Below are 16,440 nucleotides of genomic sequence, written 5' to 3'. Positions count from 1 at the left end.
ATGCGCGCTGCGATTTTCAGGAACGGTGAGATTGTCGTCGACCGGATGGCGGAGCCGACGCCGGGTCCCGGTCAGGTTCTGGTCAAGACGCTCGCCTGCGGCATTTGCGGTTCCGATCTGCACGCGCGCCAGCACGCCCACCGCATGGTGGAGATGGCGCGGAAGACCGGGCGCAAGCCGATGGACCTCAGCCGCGACGTCGTGTTCGGTCATGAGTTCTGCTGCGAGATCGTCGACTACGGTCCAGGCACCGCGCGCAAGCTCAAGCCGGGCACGCGCGTCTGCTCGCTGCCGGCGCTGGTGACGCCTGCGGGAATCGAAGGCATCGGCTATTCCAATGACAATATCGGCGGTTATTCCGAGGCGATGCTGCTCAGCGAAGCGCTGCTGCTCGAGGTGCCCAACGGTCTTGCGCCGGAACATGCCGCGCTGACTGAACCGCTCGCGGTCGGGGTTCACGCCGTCGCAAAAGCCAATATCCGTGGTGACGAGGTGCCGCTCGTGATCGGCTGCGGCCCGGTCGGCCTCGCGGTGATCGCAGCGCTGAAGCTCAAGGGCTTGCATCCGATTGTCGCCGCCGACTATTCGCCGGCGCGGCGTGCGCTTGCGGCGAGGCTCGGCGCCGATATCGTCGTCGACCCCAAGGTGTCGCAGCCTTATACGGCCTGGGCCGCGCACGCACAGATGTCGGGCGCGGAGAAAGCGGCGCGGCCGCCGTTCCAGGCCATGCTGCCGGCGTTGAAGCCTGCGATCATCTTCGAATGTGTCGGCGTGCCTGGCCTGTTGCAGCAGGTGTTCGAAGGCGCGCCGCGTGACGCGCGCATTGTCGTGGTCGGTGTCTGCATGGAAACCGACACAAGCGAGCCGATGCTGGGCATCATGAAGGAGCTCAATGTCCAGTATGTGCTCGGCTACACGCCGGACGAATTCGCAGCGTCGTTGCGCCTGATCGCGGAAGGGCGGGTGGATGCCGCGGCGATGGTGACTGCGGAGGTGGGTATCGACGGCGTCGCAAAGGCCTTCGCCGATCTCGCCAATCCGGAGGCGCACACCAAGATCATCGTGCAGCCGTGGCGGTGACCATCTAGCCGCGACGGCAGTGCGCTCCCTCCCCCGCCTGCGGGGGAGGGTTGGGGAGAGGGTGCATCCGCATCGGGACAACCCCCTAGAGGAAAGAACCCTCACCCGGCGCTGCGCCATAGCCGAGGCTTTGCCTCGGCGTCTTTTGAGATGACGGCCGCCGGAGGCGGCCTACGCCTCTCCCGCATCCGCCTCCGCCAAGGCTTCGGCGGACAGGAGCGGGAGAGGTGGCCACAACCATCACACCGGCAGCGCGATTGAATACTTCACCTGACTCAGCGCGAAGCTGGACTCGATCGAGGCGATGCCGTCGAGCCGGGTCAGCTTGGTCTTGAGAAACGTCTCATAGGAGGCGAGGTCGGCCGCCACGACGCGCAGCAGATAGTCGCGGTTGCCGGTCATCAGATAGCATTCCAGCACCTCGTCCCATTTCGAGATCGCGCGGGCGAAGCGGTTGAGGTCCTCCTCCTTCTGCCGCGCCAGCTTGATCGAGATGAAGACGCTGACATGCAGGCCAAGCGCCTTCTGGTCGACGGTCGCAACGTAGCGCGAGATGACGCCACGATCTTCCAGGAGCTTGACGCGGCGATGGCAGGGCGAGACCGAGAGCCCGACCTTGTCGGCGAGTTCCTGCATGGTCATGCGGCTGTCGGTCTGGAGCAAAGCGAGGATCTTGCGGTCGATGGCGTCGAGCTCGGGCATTGGAATGGAACCTGTCCTTAGTCGGGCTACCTTGGTAAAATATCCCAATATCTGGAGGTATGGCGCGAAAAATTGAGAAGTTTGGCGCCGCCCGCAGGCGTATCATCGCAGCGTCTGTTTCCCGGGAGCATTGCCATGCCCGTTGATTCCGCTCGTCTTGACACATTGACCGCTCTTAGCCGCAAGGCGCTGTGGCTGTCGTCCTGGACCATCCACCACGCCAACCACATCCGCGCCAATGCGGACGGGCTCAAGGTCGGCGGCCATCAGGCCTCATCCGCCTCGCTCGCCACGATCATGTCGGCGCTGTACTTCCATGTGTTGCGCCCTGAGGATCGCGTCGCGGTGAAGCCGCATGCGAGCCCGGTGTTCCATGCCATCCAATATCTGTTCGGCCGGCAGACCCGCGAGAAGCTGGAGAATTTTCGCGGCTTCAAGGGCGCGCAGTCCTATCCCTCGCGCACCAAGGACGTCGACGACGTCGATTTCTCCACCGGCTCGGTCGGCCTCGGCGTCGCGCAGACGCTGTTCTCTTCGCTCGTGCAGGACTACGTCAAGGCGCATGGCTGGATGAAGGATCGCCGCGAGGGGCGGATGATTGCACTCGTCGGCGACGCCGAGATGGACGAGGGCAACATCTTCGAAGCCCTTGCAGAAGGCTGGAAGCACGGCCTGCGCAACACCTGGTGGGTAGTCGACTACAACCGCCAGTCGCTCGACGCCGTCGTGCGCGAAGGGCTCTGGGAAAAGTTCGAGACCATGTTCCGCAATTTCGGCTGGGACGTGGTGATCGTGAAATACGGCCGGCTGATGCGCGAGGCCTTTGCCGAGCCCGGCGGCGAGGCGCTGAAGCGCTGGATCGACAATTGTCCGAACGCGCTCTACGCCGCGCTGTGCTTCCAGGGCGGTGCGGCGTTTCGCAAGCATCTGCATGACGAGATCGGCGATCAGGGCCCGATCACCAAACTGATCGACAAGCGCAACGACGACGAGCTGCTGGCGCTGATGTCGAATCTCGGCGGCCACGACATGGCGAGCATGCTGGAGGCGTTCGAGTCCATCGACCACGATCGCCCGGTCTGCTTCATCGCCTACACCATCAAAGGCGTCGGCCTGCCGTTCCAGGGCCACAAGGACAACCACGCCGGCCTGATGACCGTCGCGCAGATGGAGAAATATCGCGACAGCCAGAACATCCGTCCCGGGCACGAATGGGACAAGTTCGAGGGCCTCGTGCAGGATGCGGCCGAGCTCGAGGCTTTCCTCGCGCGCGTGCCGTTCAACCAGGACGGCCGCCGGTTGAGCGCGCCTGTCGTCGAGGTGCCGCAGCAGCTCGCGTTCAAGCCGTCGCCGCAGATGTCGACCCAGCAGGGTTTTGGTCTCGTGCTGAACGAGATCGCACGCAGCGACAGCGAGCTCGCGAGGCGCATCGTCACGACCTCGCCTGATGTCACCGTCTCGACCAATCTCGGCCCCTGGGTCAATCGCCGCGGCCTGTTCGCGCGCGCCGAGAAGGCGGACTTATTCCGCAGCGAGAAAATTCCCTCGACCTACAATTGGGATGCTTCCCCCAAGGGGCAGCATCTCGAGCTCGGCATCGCCGAGATGAACCTGTTCATCATGCTCTCGGCGCTCGGCCTGTCGCACCAGATCAACGGCGAGCGGCTGCTGCCGGTCGGCACGCTCTACGATCCCTTCATCGAGCGCGGGCTCGATGCGCTGAACTATGCCTGCTACCAGGACGCGCGCTTCATGGTGGCGGCGACGCCATCGGGCATCACGCTCGCGCCCGAAGGCGGCGCGCACCAGTCGATCGCAACGCCGTTGATCGGCATGGCGCAGGATGGCCTGGCCTCGTTCGAGCCGGCCTTCGTCGACGAGCTCGCCGTGATCATGGCTTTCGGTTTCGAGCACATGCAGCGCGAAGCCGGCGAGGGCGGCTCGGTTTACTTAAGGCTTTCCACGCGCAGCATTGAGCAGGCGCAGCGCATCATGACGCCGGAGCTGAGGCAGGGCATCACCGACGGCGCCTATTGGCTGCGCAAGCCGGGGCCGAATGCCGAAGTCGTGATCGCCTATACCGGCGCGGTCGCGCCGGAGGCGATCGAGGCGACCGGCTTCATCGGCGAGAGCCGCCGCGACGTCGGCCTGCTCGCGATCACCTCGGCCGACCGCCTCCACGCAGGCTGGACTGCCGCGCGAAAATTGCGCCGCGACCGCCGCGGCCTGCAGCACCTCAGCCCCATCGAAAAACTGCTGGCGCCGTTGCCGCGCGACTGCGGCATCGTGACCGTGATCGACGGCCATCCCTCCGCGCTCGGCTGGCTCGGCAGCGTCCGTGGCCACCGCGTCGAGGCGCTCGGCGTCGAGCAGTTCGGCCAGACCGGCACGATAGCGGACCTCCACCGTTACTACGGCCTGGATGCCAACGCCATCATCGATGCGGCCGAAAGCCTCACCACCGGTGCGCCGGTGCTGCATCGGAAGATGGCGGTGTAAGTCTCCGTCGTCGTCCTGGCCTTCGCCAGGACGACCGCAGTTGAGACCTTGCCTCGCTCCCGCCGCCGGCTCATATAATCTCCGTCCGCCGCAACGCTGGCCCCGCATATGGCGGGTTCAATTGCTGGCGCTTTCGTGCAAGGATGCCTGCCGAAACGCCCCCTCCAAGCCCCCAAGAAGAGGTTAACGATGGTCAATCGCATGCAATTCTACATCGACGGCGCCTGGGTCGATCCCGCCGTCAAGAAGTCCACCGCCGTGGTCAATCCGGCGACGGAAGAGGCGATGTACGAGGTTGCGCTGGGCTCCAAGGCCGACGTGGACAAGGCCGTGGCCGCTGCCAAGCGCGCCTTTGCGACGTTCTCCCAGACCAGCCGCGAAGAGCGCGTCGCGCTGTTCTCCAAGATCATCGAGATCTACAAGGGCCGGCTCAAGGAGATCGGCGCTGCCGTCTCCGATGAGATGGGCGCGCCGCTGCCGATGGCGGAGAAGCTCCAGGCCGGCGCCGGCCTCGGCCATCTCATGACCACGCTCGACGTGCTCAAGAGCTATCATTTCGAGGAGCCGGTTGGCACCGCCATGGTGCTGCGCGAGCCGATCGGGGTGGTCGGCATGATCACGCCCTGGAACTGGCCGCTCAACCAGATCGCCTGCAAGGTCGCGCCCGCGCTCGCCGCCGGCTGCACCATGATCCTGAAGCCGTCGGAGTTCACGCCGACCTCGGCGCTGATCTTCGCGGAAATCCTCCATGACGCCGGCGTGCCGAAGGGCGTGTTCAACCTCGTCAACGGCCTCGGCCCCGAGGTCGGCGCGGCCATGAGCGAGCACCCCGATATCGACATGATCTCCTTCACCGGCTCGACCCGTGCCGGCATCGACGTGGCGAAGCGCGCGGCGCCGACCGTGAAGCGCGTCAGCCAGGAGCTCGGCGGCAAGTCGCCGAACGTCATCCTGGAAGGCGCCGACCTCACGAAGGCGGTGACCGGGGGCGTGATGCACATGTTCAACAACTCCGGCCAGTCCTGCAACGCGCCCTCGCGCATGATCGTGCCGGCCTCGAAGATGAAGGAAGTCGCCGCGATCGCGAAGGCCGTCGCCGACAAGACCAAGGCCGGTGATCCCCGCGGCGAAGGCACCACCATCGGCCCGGTCGTCAACCGCGGCCAGTGGGACAAGATCCAGGCGCTGATCAAGAAGGGCATCGACGAGGGCGCAACGCTCGTCGCCGGCGGCCCGGGCCTGCCCGAAGGCGTCAACAAGGGCTTCTATGTCCGCCCGACCATCTTCGCCGACGTCACCCCTGACATGACGATCGCCCGTGAGGAAATCTTCGGACCGGTGCTGACCATCATCGGCGCCAAGGACGAGGCCGACGCGGTGAAGATCGCCAACGACACGCCGTATGGTCTTGCCGGCTACGTTTCGGCCGACACGGTGGAAAGCGCCAAGCGCGTTGCCCGCCAGATCCGCGCCGGCAACGTCAACCTCCAGGGCGCGCCCAACGACCGCACCGCGCCGTTCGGCGGCTACAAGCAGTCCGGCAACGGCCGTGAGTGGGGCAAGTACGGCCTCGAGGACTTCCTCGAAGTGAAGGCCGTCGCCGGCTTCAACGCGGCGTAAGCTTTATCGTCTGAATGAACACGACGCCGGAGCGGGAAACCGCTCCGGCGTTTTTTGTTTTCGTCATTGCGAGCGAAGCGAAGCAATCCAGCATCGTTCCGCGGAGATAGTCTGGATTGCTTCGTCGCAAGTGCTCCTCGCAATGACGGTGGAGAGACCTCATCCCCCAACCGCGCCTTGCGTATTCACATACAGCGCGTAGATCGACTGGCTCGCCGCCATGAACAGGCGGTTGCGCTTGACGCCGCCGAAGCAGAGATTGGCGCAGCGCTCGGGCAGCGCGATGCGGCCGATCATGACGCCGTCGGGCGCGAACACCACGACGCCGTCAAGCTCGGGATCGCCCATGCCCCAGCCGCACCAGAGATTGCCATCGATGTCGCAGCGCATGCCGTCCGGCGTGCCGGGACCTGCATCGATGTGTACGCGCTTGCCCGAGATCGTGGTGCCATCAGGCGAGACATCATAGGCGAGGATCTTTCGGTTCGGTTGCCCACGCGATTCCACGACGTACAGAATCTTCTCGTCCGGCGAGAAGCACAGCCCGTTCGGCCCTAACACGCCTTCTGCGACGATCGTCGCCTTGCCGGTCGCGGGATCGAGCCGGTAGACGTTCGGCTCGATCTCGGGCTCGGCCTTGTAGCCCTCGTAATTGCCGAGCAGGCCGAAGGTCGGATCGGTGAACCAGATCGAGCCGTCCGATTTAACAACGACATCGTTCGGTGAGTTCAACCTCTTGCCGTTGAATTGATCCATCAGCACGGTGATGCTGCCGTCATATTCGGTGCGCACCACGCGCCGGCCGCCATGCTCGCAGGTGACGAGCCGGCCATGGCGATCCCTGGTGTTGCCGTTGGCGAAATTCGACGGCTTGCGGAACACGCTGACGGCGCCGGTTTCCTCCTCCCACTTGATGATGCGCTGGTTCGGGATGTCGCTGCACAGCAGATAGCGCCCGTCGCCGAACCACACCGGCCCCTCGGCCCAGCGCAGGCCGGTCGTCAGCCGCTCCACCGCCGACAGTTTCAGCCAGTATTTTTCGAAGCGGGGATCGAGTGCACGTATCGCCGGATCGGGGTAACAGGTCGCCGGCCGCCAGCCTTGCGGCCGTTCTTGGGTGTGGGACGATGCATCGTTCATGTGCAGTCTCGTTGTTGCGTTCCCTCTGTGCAAGTCTGCTAGCATCAGATATCTACGGCCGCAAATCGGTCGCTACTTATGAGGAAAGACATGCCGCGCATCTTGATGACGGGAGCTTCGGGCGGAATTGGAACGCGCCTGCGGAAACTGCTGCCTCCGATCTATCCGGACCTGCTGCTGAGCGACATCCGCAAGCCGGCTGATCTCGGCCCTGACGAGCAGTTCAAAGCGGCGGACCTGTCCGACATGGCGCAGGTCGAGGCGATCTGCGAGGGCGTCGACGGCATCATCCATTTCGGCGGCTATTCGGTCGAAGGCCCCTGGGACGACATCCTTCAGGCCAACATCATCGGCTGCTACAATCTGTTCGAGGCCGCGTACCGCAAGGGCGTCAAGCGCGTGGTGTTCGCCTCGTCGAACCACGCCGTCGGCTTCTATCCGCGCCACCACAAGATCGGCACCGACGTCACCCCGCGCCCCGACGGCCGCTATGGCGTCAGCAAGGTGTTCGGCGAGGCCGTCGGCGCGCTCTACGCCGACAAGCATGGGCTGAAGGTGACTTGCCTGCGCATCGGCAATTTCGGCGACATGCCGCTCGACCAGCGCCGGCTCGCGATCTGGCTCAAGCCCGACGACCTCGTGCAGCTCTGCCAGATCGGGCTCGAGCATCCCGACATCCATTTCGAGATCTTCTACGGCGTGTCCCTGAACGACCGCGCCTGGTGGGACAACCACCGTGCCTACGAGCTCGGCTACCGCCCCACCGGCCGCTCCGAGGATCATGTGGCGCACGCCATGGCCGAGCAGGCCAAGCTCATGCCCGATCCGATCGGCGACCACTACCAGGGCGGCGCCTTCTGCAGCAGCGAGTTCGACGGTGATGCGAGCCGCATCATCGACTGGAATAAGCGGTAGGGATGTTGATAATCTTGTTCAGTACTTCCGTAAGCTCGCCGTCCTAGCCTCCGCGTCTGAGGTTCTCGGCAGCGCGTCTAAGGACGTCATGGAGCCATTCGTGCGAGGGCTCGCCGTCGACACGCTCGTGCCATAGCAGCCGGACCTCCAGCGGAGTCGCTGTGTAGGGAAGCTCGTAGATCGCGATCGGATAGTTCTGCTCCAGTGCTTGCGCGAGCGGGCGCGGGACGATGGCTGCCAGTTCGGAATCCCGAAGCAGCGCTGGGACGGCAAGAAAATGCGGCAATGACACCGCCATTCGCGGCGGCTGGTCGCTCTCGGCGAGTGCCCGCTCGAGCGCATCGCGGTCGTACATTTCCGAGCGCCGCGCCAGGCCGCGTTCGGAGATGAAGCCGCCGATCGCGCCCTCCTGCTCTCCACCGAAGGAGACCACCACCAGCGGCAGCCGTGCAAGCATCGCCTTGTCCAGCCGGCCAAGCTTGCGCTTTTTGCCGACAATCAGCACGTCGTCATATTCGAATAGCAGCGACGTGCGGAAACGGCTCGGCGGGAGCGAGAAGACGCCGATCGCAACGTCGATGCGACCGAGGTCGATCTGCTCGGCAAGGTCGATCCGCGTGACCGGCTTGATCGTCAGGTCAATGTGGGGCGCCTCGCGCCCGAGTATCTTCAAGAGAGGCGACGCCAGCACCATCGTGGCGAAGTCATTGGCAGCCAGCGTAAACTGCTTGGTTGACGTCGCAGGAACGAAGGTCGGCAGTTCCACAGCTGCCTCGAGCACGCGTAGCGCCTCGCGAATTTGGGGGGCCATCGTCAAGGCCCGCGCCGTCGGTTGCATGCCCGCGGCCGTGCGCACGAACAGTTCGTCTTCCAGCATCTCTCGAAGCCGGGCGAGCGAGTGGCTTACGGCGGACTGGCTGAGTGCGAACTTTCTGGCTGGCGCGCAATACGCTCCTTTCCTCCATGACGGCGTCGAACACTTTGAGCAGATTCAGGTCCAATGTCTTGAATGAAACCGACACGATGAGGATCCAGTTGATGGCTGACGGCGCGCCGCGACGGCGACCAGTTAAGGTCAGGGGCGCCGTAGATGCAACCGGTGCAAACGATCGAACCAAGCCTTGAGTCCCGGGCAAACTGAAGGCGGTTCAGGATCAATCTGCAAGAGTTTCACTTCCGCAAGAGACCGATCCCGGCATTATTCAATCGCTGTGTTCGGAGGAGGTGAGCGATGCGATCGACCGCGACGACAGGTACCGGTAAGGCGGTTGTTGCGACGTTGATTTCGCTGATGCTCACGACCGCCGCGATTGCCGACGAGGCACCGATCAAGCTCGGGGTGCTGACCGACATGTCCTCGCTTTATGCCGACAATGGCGGGCAAGGGTCAGTGGTCGCGGCGCAAATGGCCGTTGACGATTTCAAGGGCAGGGTTTTGGGGCGTCCCGTCCAGATCATTGCCGGCGACCACCAGAACAAGGCTGACGTAGGATCGGTGATTGTACGGCGCTGGATCGAGAACGAGGGTGTCGAGGTGATTCTCGATGTCCCCAATTCGGCCGTCGCGTTGGCTGTACAAGGCATTGCCCGTGACAAGAAGAAGCTGTTTCTCGCCACTGGCGCCGCCACTTCGCGTCTCACCGGCGACGAATGCTCGCTGACCGGCATTCACTGGACCTACGATACCTTTGCTTTGTCGCAGGGCACAACCAAAGCGATCGCCCGCCTTGGCGCAAAGACTTGGTTCTTCCTCTCCGCTGATTATTCGCTCGGCGCACAGCTCGAGGCCGATAGCCGCCGGGTCATCGGCGCGACCGGTGGCAAGGTCGTGGGCGCGGTCAAGCACCCGATCAACACGCCGGATTTCTCCTCCTTCCTGCTGCAGGCGCAATCTTCGAAGGCGGATGTGATCGCACTGGCCGATGCTGGCGGTGATTTCATCAATGCGGTCAAGCAGGCCGGCGAGTTCGGGATCACGCGCGGGCAAAAGCTTGCCGGTCTGATCGTTTTCATCGCGGACATTCACAGTCTGGGATTGCAGAGTGCTCAAGGCTTGATGCTCAGCTCGGCATTCTACTGGGATATGAACGACGACACGCGTGCATGGGCGAAGCGCTTCATCGAGAAGACCCAGAAGGTCCCGACCATGATCCATGCCGGCACTTACGGCGCGGTGATGCACTATCTCAAGGCGGCCGAAGCGGCGGGCACGCTCGATGGACCTGCCGTTGCCGCCAAGATGCGCGAGATGCCGGTGAATGATTTCATGACGAAGAATGGCCGGATCCGCCAAGACGGCAGATTGATCCGGGACATGTATCTCTTCCGGGTCAAGTCACCGCAGGAATCGAAACATAAGTTCGACTACTATGAGCTGCTCGCGACCATTCCCGGAGAAGAGGCCTTCAGGCCGATGGAGGACGGAGGATGCCCGCTCCTGAAGAAGCCGTGATGGCCGGAGATGAGGCGCGTGTCGTTGCGCAGAGCCCCATCGACGCGATCCTGACCGGCCGGTTTGCATGCCGCGAGTTCTGCAACGCTCCCGTCGCCCGACCAACGATCGAGCAGATCCTCCGTGTCGCGCGATTCGCGCCCAGCGGTGCGAACATCCAGCCCTGGCATGTCTACGTGCTGACGGGCGAGGTCAAGGGCAAGGTGTCGGCGGCGCTGCTGGAGGCGCACGAGACCTCTCGTGACGAACACGTCTCAGAGTACAAATACTACGCCAGTGATTTACCCGGTCTGTATCTCAAACGGCGGCAGGAGTTCGGCCGGCTGTTCTATGGCTCGCTCGGCATTCATCAAGCCGATTCCGAGGGGAGGAGCAGACAGACCGCGAAGAACTACACATTCTTCGGCGCGCCCGTGGGATTGATCGTGACCATCGACCGTCGCCTGGAAGTCGGTAGCTGGCTCGACCTCGGCATGTTCGTGCAGAACATAATGCTCGCGGCGGCAGGACACGGGCTTCAATCGTGCCCGCAAGAAACGTTCGCAAAATACCACCGGGTGTTGCGCCCGCTGCTGTCGATTCCGGCGGAGCAGATGGTGGTGTGCGGCATCTCGGTCGGCAAGGCCAAGCTTCAGGGGCAGGACAGATTGATGCCTCGGGCGGACATCGATGAGTTCGCGACGTTCCTTGGTTTCGAAGATTGAAGGTTGGTCGAAGAGGAGATCACGATGCAAAGCCGAGAAGAACTGATCCAGTGCAGCATTCCGTTTCTTCGGGAGGTCAAGGACATGACCCCAGGAGCTGAGATGGAGCGTTGGCTCAACGAGACATATGGGGAAGAGAGCGCGCTCTATCAGGATCTCGCTCGCCTGATCAAGGTTGGGGTCGAGGAAGGATGGGCCGCAAACCAGGAGGTGGACGGCCCAAACTACCGGCGCAGCCGCATCCTGGAGCCGACGGCTGACACGTTCCAGTTCAGCATCACTGCTGTGTACATGAACAGCGCCGATCCGCGCCGCTTCAAGGACGAGGACGATCACGACGTGTTGCGGGGACAATATCACGGCCATCCCTACGGCGAGCTCAACCTTGTGGTGCCCTTGAACAAGGGCGCGGAGTTGAAGGGATTACAGGGGTGGCAGGGAGCCGGCTGGACGGCGCCTGATCCAGGCAGCAGGCACTATCCTGAAGTCAGGGGCGGCGCGGTCATTGCACTGTTCTATCTGCCGGCTGGGCGCATCTCATACGATTTCAAGGCGCCGGCCGGATGATTGCGCGACGCGAAGCGCTCGGGTGCGCTCTCGTCAATTCCTGACAATTGCTGCGGCCGGGCAAGCGCCCGGCTTGCGGCTCAAGCCGGGCAATTGTCGTCGATCACCGCATCTCCGCGAGCGCCGCGCGCAGATCGTCCGTGACGTGTTCGAACAAGCGGGCCCCTTTGATCGCACGAGCTGTCGCACGTCATTTTGCAACGCGCGCTTCCTGTTTCTTGGTCACATGCCAGAGCACCACATGGTAATGCGGTACATCCACGCCGGGATGACCCGCGTTGAAGTAGAGGCTGACGTGGTCAACTGGTGCCGCGGACCCAGCCCCCTCCAATGACTTGTGATCGTCGATGTCCTTGTTCGGGACCATGTACACGGTCGCCACCAAGCGATCCCTGCGATCGAAGCACAGGAACGGCCCCAGCGGCAAAGTGTCGGGCTTGACGAAGATGATGCCGAGGCCCGGAAAGAATTTCGGGAAGTTCACGAGATCGCTGACCCGCTTATATCCGTTTTTTTCGGCGACCTTCCGCTGATTTGGCGGCCGACGAACGACTTCGGGCTTCTCTTCGTGCTTCCTGTGCGCCTTGCTGCCTCGGTGAGGGGCTGTCCTGGTTTGATCGACCTTGGCGGCCGGCGGCGCGGTGGCTGGCGCGAGCGTCTGCGGCGCTGGCGGAAAGAAGGGAGCAAATTGGGCGGCAGGACGCCTTACGTCGGCGATCAAGGCGAGCAACGCAACCAGGGCTGCCTTCATAAGCGCGTTGCGCATCGACACCTCCCCCGGATTTGCCTGCCAAATTTTGCTCACTTATCCGGATTGCGTTCTCGCCAGCGCAGGAAGTCCCGGAACAATTCTTCGCGGTCTGGCGGATTGGCGGTTGGCTTTCCCTCGAGGAACCGGCCGAACGCCTTGCGAAGCGCGGCCTCGCCCCCGGATTGCTGCTGGAGCCAGCGCTCTGCCGGTCGGAATCGTTGCCATCCCGGGAGCAGCGCGGCCAGGTTCACCTCGCGCCATTTTGGGTGATGTGCGTCGCCGAGAAATTCGGGAAAGCGCGCGAACAATGTCTGGACGAAGAATTCCAGCAACCGAAATCGCTCGTTGCCGCTTGGCCAGTTGTAGGCGAAGAGAGCGGATTTGATCGCGATCGTGTCGACACTTGCTTCGGCCGCGATGATGTTCGGGTAGTCCTGATGGCGAAGCGTCGATGGTAGATAGTCTTGTTGCAGTAGCTCTTTGGAGTAGGGGATGGGCAGGAGGTGAATATCATCGAGCTGCGAGACCTGCGTCAGGAAGTTGACCGGTTTTCCTGAGACCAACAGAGCGGCGGAGAGATCTCCCTTCCTCAGACCATCCAGCGCGGCCTCCGGTCCCAAGTTCGACTCGCTGACCTTGACGCCCAGACGGTTCAACACTTCGCGGCCGAGTATGGCGCCGGCACTGCCGTCGTCCCCGAGATTGACCCTCTTTCCCGACAGCTCCGACAGACTTCTGATCTCCAGCCGCGCGAGAAGATGGAACTCTTCGATATGGAGCGGGGCAATGTAGGTCAGCTTGTCAGAGATATCTCCGAAGGTCCTTGTCTCCCGGAGCCGGTCGACCAGGACGACGGGCGCGATCGCCACGTCGGCGCCTGCGAGGGTGAGCACATCAAGGACGTTGCGGATACCGCCGTTTCCCACGATGGGCAGGACCCGCAAGGCGACCTCGCCACGAGGGCCGGTCTCTTGGCCGCCGGCGAGCGTGGTTGCAATGTCCTGAGCGATCGCGAATTCAGTGCATTGCGGTGTACCGGTTACGAATCCCACCGTATACGGGTCCGCAGATCGTCCCGTTTCCTTCCGCGGGGTGCTTTCTTTTCGCAGAGCTTTCCCGGTTTCGCTCGGAGACGCGGGCAGCCGCTTTTGTGCGAGGGACTCCTGGACCTGTCCGCCGAGCCAGGCCGCTGCAATCAAAGCGATGAACAAACCGGCCCGCATCGCTCCGCAGACCCTCATTGTTCAAATAGCCGGCCCTCCCTTGGGCCAACATGCTGATCGATCGTCACCCGGCCACGTCCAAAGCATGACGGGCGAATGAAGCTCGCTCGAGCCTTCCAACGCGCCGGGGCTTGCGACGTTCCGGGGAGCGAATAAGGCTCGTTTCGTGGCGGGAAGCCCTCACCTAGAGCCCGGCCTTATCCTCAGCGATGCGCTTGAGATAATCCGACTTGCTGAACTGCATGTGGTCGACACACAGCTGCGCCAACGCCCAGCTGTCGCGGCCCTTGAGCAGCTCGATCATCAGCTCGTGCTGGCGGCGCGATTGAGCGAGGCCGTCGCGGTCGGCGAGATTCTTTGCGCGCATCGGTAGCGTCAGGTTCATGTAGTCCTGGAGTGAGCGCACCAGATACGGATTGCCGCAGGCCGAGAACAGCGCAAGGTGGAAGGCGTCGTTGGCTTCGTGAATGCCGCGCAGATCCTGCACATCCGCCTTCGCGCAATATTGCCGTTGCAGCGCGGAGAGTTCGTCGATCAGGGATTTCGGTGCGGGCAGGGGGATCATCAGCGCGGCCTGCCGCGTCAGCATCTCCCGCACCTCGTAGATCTGCCGGACTTCCTCCGCCGAGTAGAACCTTACGGTGGCGCCGACGTTCTTCTCGCGGCGGACGATGCCGCGCCGCTCGGCATCCACCAGCGCCTGGCGCACGAAGTGCCTGGAGGTGCCGTAGCGCGACATCAGCGCGTCCTCGGTGAGGCGCGCGCCCGGTGCGAGGCGGCCGAAGATGATGTCCTCCTCCAGGCGCGCGACGACGTCGTCCGGATCGTCGCGCCGGACCGGCATGCTGTCTGCAGTGCGAATGTCGGACATGCCCTCGGCCTCCCGGCGGTTGGCCGGTTCGCCCTGTGGAGCAGGGGAAGCCTGGATTGTCAATAATTTGTGCCGCAAGCGATGCGAAAAGCCAGAAAGTGCGACAGTATTGGCCAATCTTATTGACAATCGAGGGGCAGCCTGTACCACAATGGCAAGGTGAATGGAGCGGCACGATGACGAGTGGTTTGCGCAAGGGTCTGACGAGCTATGGCGATGCCGGCTTCTCGCTGTTCCTGCGCAAGGCGTTCATCAAGGCCATGGGCTATTCCGACGACGCGCTGGAGCGCCCGATCGTCGGCATCACCAACACCTATAGCGACTACAATCCCTGCCACGGCAACGTCCCGCAGATCATCGAAGCCGCCAAGCGCGGCGTGATGCTGTCGGGCGCGATGCCATTCGTATTCCCCACCATCTCGATTGCCGAGAGCTTTGCGCATCCGACCTCGATGTACTTGCGCAATCTGATGGCGATGGACACCGAGGAGATGATCCGCGCCCAGCCGATGGATGCGGTCATCGTGATCGGCGGCTGCGACAAGACGCTGCCAGCGCAGGTGATGGCGGCGATCAGCGCCGATTTGCCGACGGTGGTCATTCCGGTCGGCCCCATGGTGGTCGGCCATCACAGGGGTGAAGTGCTGGGCGCCTGCACCGACTGCCGCCGGCTGTGGGCAAAATATCGCGCCGGCGACATGGACGATGCCGAGATCGAGGCGGTGAACGGGCGCCTCGCGCCGTCGGTCGGCACCTGCATGGTGATGGGCACGGCCTCGACCATGGCCTGCATGATCGAGGCGATGGGCTTGTCGTTGCCGATGAGCGCGACGATTCCGGCGCCGCATGCCGAGCGTTTCCGTCTGGCGGAGGCGAGCGGCAAGGTGGCCGCCGAGATGGCGAAGACCAAGGGGCCGAAGCCGAGCGAGTTGCTGACGCCGGCGTCCTTCAGGAACGCGCAGGTCGTGCTTCAGGCGATCGGCGGCTCGACCAACGGCCTGATCCATCTGACCGCGATGGCGCATCGCTCGCCGCACCGGCTCGATCTCGAAGTGTTCGACCAGATCGGCCGCGAGGTGCCGGTGCTGGTCGATCTCAAGCCGTCCGGCGAACATTACATGGAGCATTTCCATCACGCCGGTGGCGTGCCGAAATTGCTGGCCCAGCTTGGCGATCTCGTCGATCTCGACGCCAGGACAATCACCGGCCAGACGCTGCGCGATATCGCGGCGAATGCGGAGGATGTGCCCGGCCAGGACGCGATCCGTCCGCGCGACAATCCGATCAAGAAAGAGGGCGGCCTTGCCGTCCTGCACGGCAATCTCGCGCCGCGCGGTGCAGTGATCAAGCAGTCGGCCGCCAGTCCAAAACTGCTGCAGCATACCGGGCGCGCGGTGGTGTTCGAATCCGTCGAGGACATGACCCTGCGCGTCGACGATCCCGATCTCGACGTGAACTCCGACGACGTGCTGGTGCTGCGCAATGCCGGCCCCAAGGGTGCGCCGGGCATGCCCGAGGCGGGCTATCTGCCGATCCCGAAGAAGCTGGCGCGCGGCGGCACCAAGGACATGGTGCGCATTTCGGATGCGCGCATGAGCGGCACCGCGTTCGGCACCATCGTGCTGCACATCACACCCGAATCCGCCGTCGGCGGGCCGCTGGCGCTGGTGCAGAACGGCGACATGATCCGCCTCGATGTGGCCAAGCGCAGCATCGAGCTGCTGGTCGATGCGGCCGAGCTGGAGCGGCGCCGCGCCGCGTTGAAGCCGGCCGCAGCGCCGGAAGAGGCAAGGCGCGGCTACGCCTGGCTGTTCAACGAGACCATCATGCAGGCCGACGAGGGCTGCGACTTCGATTTCATGCAAAGGACTGGGAAGAAGACCGAGAAGGGCTGATCAAGACTCGAACGAGCGCTC

14 protein-coding genes are annotated in these 16,440 nt (G+C 63.5%); 8 read left to right on the top strand and 6 right to left on the bottom strand.

Annotated features, from left to right (window positions below; translation table 11 throughout):
• Complete coding sequence (locus ACSKB8_RS40295) at positions 1-1,080, top strand: zinc-binding dehydrogenase (RefSeq protein WP_438110103.1); 1,080 nt, start codon at positions 1-3, stop codon at positions 1,078-1,080.
• 240 nt (positions 1,081-1,320) lie between these two features.
• Here the strand turns inward: ACSKB8_RS40295 and ACSKB8_RS40290 are convergent, their stop codons facing one another.
• Complete coding sequence (locus tag ACSKB8_RS40290) at positions 1,321-1,782, bottom strand: Lrp/AsnC family transcriptional regulator (RefSeq protein WP_438110101.1); 462 nt, start codon at positions 1,780-1,782, stop codon at positions 1,321-1,323.
• A gap of 135 nt (positions 1,783-1,917) precedes the next feature.
• On the opposite strand from ACSKB8_RS40290, the gene ACSKB8_RS40285 reads away from it, so the two are divergent.
• A complete protein-coding gene (locus tag ACSKB8_RS40285) occupies positions 1,918-4,281 on the top strand; it encodes a transketolase (protein WP_438110100.1) in 2,364 nt (787 codons plus the stop codon).
• A gap of 189 nt (positions 4,282-4,470) precedes the next feature.
• Positions 4,471-5,901 carry an aldehyde dehydrogenase family protein gene (locus tag ACSKB8_RS40280; RefSeq protein ID WP_438110098.1) on the top strand — a complete coding sequence of 477 codons (1,431 nt, stop codon included), beginning with the start codon at positions 4,471-4,473 and terminating at the stop codon, positions 5,899-5,901.
• A gap of 159 nt (positions 5,902-6,060) precedes the next feature.
• Here the strand turns inward: ACSKB8_RS40280 and ACSKB8_RS40275 are convergent, their stop codons facing one another.
• Entirely contained in the window at positions 6,061-7,041 is a 981-nt protein-coding gene (locus tag ACSKB8_RS40275) for an SMP-30/gluconolactonase/LRE family protein (protein ID WP_438110096.1), read from the bottom strand.
• 90 nt (positions 7,042-7,131) lie between these two features.
• On the opposite strand from ACSKB8_RS40275, the gene ACSKB8_RS40270 reads away from it, so the two are divergent.
• Positions 7,132-7,956 (top strand): NAD-dependent epimerase/dehydratase family protein, encoded by an 825-nt coding sequence (locus ACSKB8_RS40270; protein WP_438110095.1) that lies wholly within the window; start codon positions 7,132-7,134, stop codon positions 7,954-7,956.
• 43 nt (positions 7,957-7,999) lie between these two features.
• Here ACSKB8_RS40270 and ACSKB8_RS40265 read toward each other — a convergent pair whose 3' ends face one another.
• On the bottom strand, positions 8,000-8,947 hold the full coding sequence (locus ACSKB8_RS40265) for a LysR family transcriptional regulator (protein WP_438110858.1): 948 nt from the start codon (positions 8,945-8,947) through the stop codon (positions 8,000-8,002).
• A 240-nt stretch (positions 8,948-9,187) separates the two neighbouring features.
• Between ACSKB8_RS40265 and ACSKB8_RS40260 the strand changes: the two genes are divergently transcribed.
• From ACSKB8_RS40260 to ACSKB8_RS40250, 3 genes are read left to right on the top strand one after another with little or no spacing between them, the layout of a single operon-like run.
• Positions 9,188-10,408 carry an ABC transporter substrate-binding protein gene (locus ACSKB8_RS40260; protein WP_438110093.1) on the top strand — a complete coding sequence of 407 codons (1,221 nt, stop codon included), beginning with the start codon at positions 9,188-9,190 and terminating at the stop codon, positions 10,406-10,408.
• Positions 10,384-11,112 carry a nitroreductase gene (locus tag ACSKB8_RS40255; RefSeq protein ID WP_438110091.1) on the top strand — a complete coding sequence of 243 codons (729 nt, stop codon included), beginning with the start codon at positions 10,384-10,386 and terminating at the stop codon, positions 11,110-11,112. The genes ACSKB8_RS40260 and ACSKB8_RS40255 overlap by 25 nt, the downstream gene beginning before the upstream one ends.
• A 24-nt stretch (positions 11,113-11,136) precedes the next feature.
• Entirely contained in the window at positions 11,137-11,679 is a 543-nt protein-coding gene (locus ACSKB8_RS40250) for a 4-hydroxylaminobenzoate lyase (protein WP_091891737.1), read from the top strand.
• 190 nt (positions 11,680-11,869) lie between these two features.
• On the opposite strand, the gene ACSKB8_RS40245 is transcribed toward ACSKB8_RS40250, so the two are convergent.
• The 3 genes from ACSKB8_RS40245 to ACSKB8_RS40235 form a co-directional block, all read right to left on the bottom strand.
• A complete protein-coding gene (locus ACSKB8_RS40245) occupies positions 11,870-12,445 on the bottom strand; it encodes a hypothetical protein (protein ID WP_438110089.1) in 576 nt (191 codons plus the stop codon).
• A 35-nt stretch (positions 12,446-12,480) separates the two neighbouring features.
• Complete coding sequence (locus tag ACSKB8_RS40240; protein WP_091891678.1) at positions 12,481-13,653, bottom strand: TAXI family TRAP transporter solute-binding subunit; 1,173 nt, start codon at positions 13,651-13,653, stop codon at positions 12,481-12,483.
• Positions 13,654-13,837: 184 nt separating this feature from the next.
• Positions 13,838-14,524: a GntR family transcriptional regulator gene (locus tag ACSKB8_RS40235; RefSeq protein ID WP_438110087.1), complete on the bottom strand. Its 687-nt coding sequence runs from the start codon at positions 14,522-14,524 to the stop codon at positions 13,838-13,840.
• Positions 14,525-14,700: 176 nt separating this feature from the next.
• Here ACSKB8_RS40235 and ACSKB8_RS40230 point away from each other — a divergent pair, with 176 nt between their 5' ends.
• On the top strand, positions 14,701-16,419 hold the full coding sequence (locus ACSKB8_RS40230) for an IlvD/Edd family dehydratase (RefSeq protein WP_438110085.1): 1,719 nt from the start codon (positions 14,701-14,703) through the stop codon (positions 16,417-16,419).
• Positions 16,420-16,440: the final 21 nt, after the last annotated feature.

This window comes from Bradyrhizobium sp. BR 1432, from assembly GCF_051547705.1.
Lineage (GTDB): Bacteria > Pseudomonadota > Alphaproteobacteria > Rhizobiales > Xanthobacteraceae > Bradyrhizobium > Bradyrhizobium zhanjiangense.
Note: the sequence above shows the minus strand (reverse complement) of the source record. Positions and strands in the feature narration are given on the sequence as shown.

Excerpts from the sequence above, each read along its gene's own strand:
- ACSKB8_RS40295 (WP_438110103.1), top strand. The coding sequence starts at position 1 with ATGCGCGCTGCGATTTTCAGGAACGGTGAGATTGTCGTCGACCGGATG.
- ACSKB8_RS40290 (WP_438110101.1), bottom strand. The coding sequence starts at position 1,782 with ATGCCCGAGCTCGACGCCATCGACCGCAAGATCCTCGCTTTGCTCCAG.
- ACSKB8_RS40285 (WP_438110100.1), top strand. The coding sequence starts at position 1,918 with ATGCCCGTTGATTCCGCTCGTCTTGACACATTGACCGCTCTTAGCCGC.
- ACSKB8_RS40280 (WP_438110098.1), top strand. The coding sequence starts at position 4,471 with ATGGTCAATCGCATGCAATTCTACATCGACGGCGCCTGGGTCGATCCC.
- ACSKB8_RS40275 (WP_438110096.1), bottom strand. The coding sequence starts at position 7,041 with ATGAACGATGCATCGTCCCACACCCAAGAACGGCCGCAAGGCTGGCGG.
- ACSKB8_RS40270 (WP_438110095.1), top strand. The coding sequence starts at position 7,132 with ATGCCGCGCATCTTGATGACGGGAGCTTCGGGCGGAATTGGAACGCGC.
- ACSKB8_RS40260 (WP_438110093.1), top strand. The coding sequence starts at position 9,188 with ATGCGATCGACCGCGACGACAGGTACCGGTAAGGCGGTTGTTGCGACG.
- ACSKB8_RS40255 (WP_438110091.1), top strand. The coding sequence starts at position 10,384 with ATGCCCGCTCCTGAAGAAGCCGTGATGGCCGGAGATGAGGCGCGTGTC.
- ACSKB8_RS40250 (WP_091891737.1), top strand. The coding sequence starts at position 11,137 with ATGCAAAGCCGAGAAGAACTGATCCAGTGCAGCATTCCGTTTCTTCGG.
- ACSKB8_RS40245 (WP_438110089.1), bottom strand. The coding sequence starts at position 12,445 with ATGCGCAACGCGCTTATGAAGGCAGCCCTGGTTGCGTTGCTCGCCTTG.
- ACSKB8_RS40240 (WP_091891678.1), bottom strand. The coding sequence starts at position 13,653 with ATGCGGGCCGGTTTGTTCATCGCTTTGATTGCAGCGGCCTGGCTCGGC.
- ACSKB8_RS40235 (WP_438110087.1), bottom strand. The coding sequence starts at position 14,524 with ATGTCCGACATTCGCACTGCAGACAGCATGCCGGTCCGGCGCGACGAT.
- ACSKB8_RS40230 (WP_438110085.1), top strand. The coding sequence starts at position 14,701 with ATGACGAGTGGTTTGCGCAAGGGTCTGACGAGCTATGGCGATGCCGGC.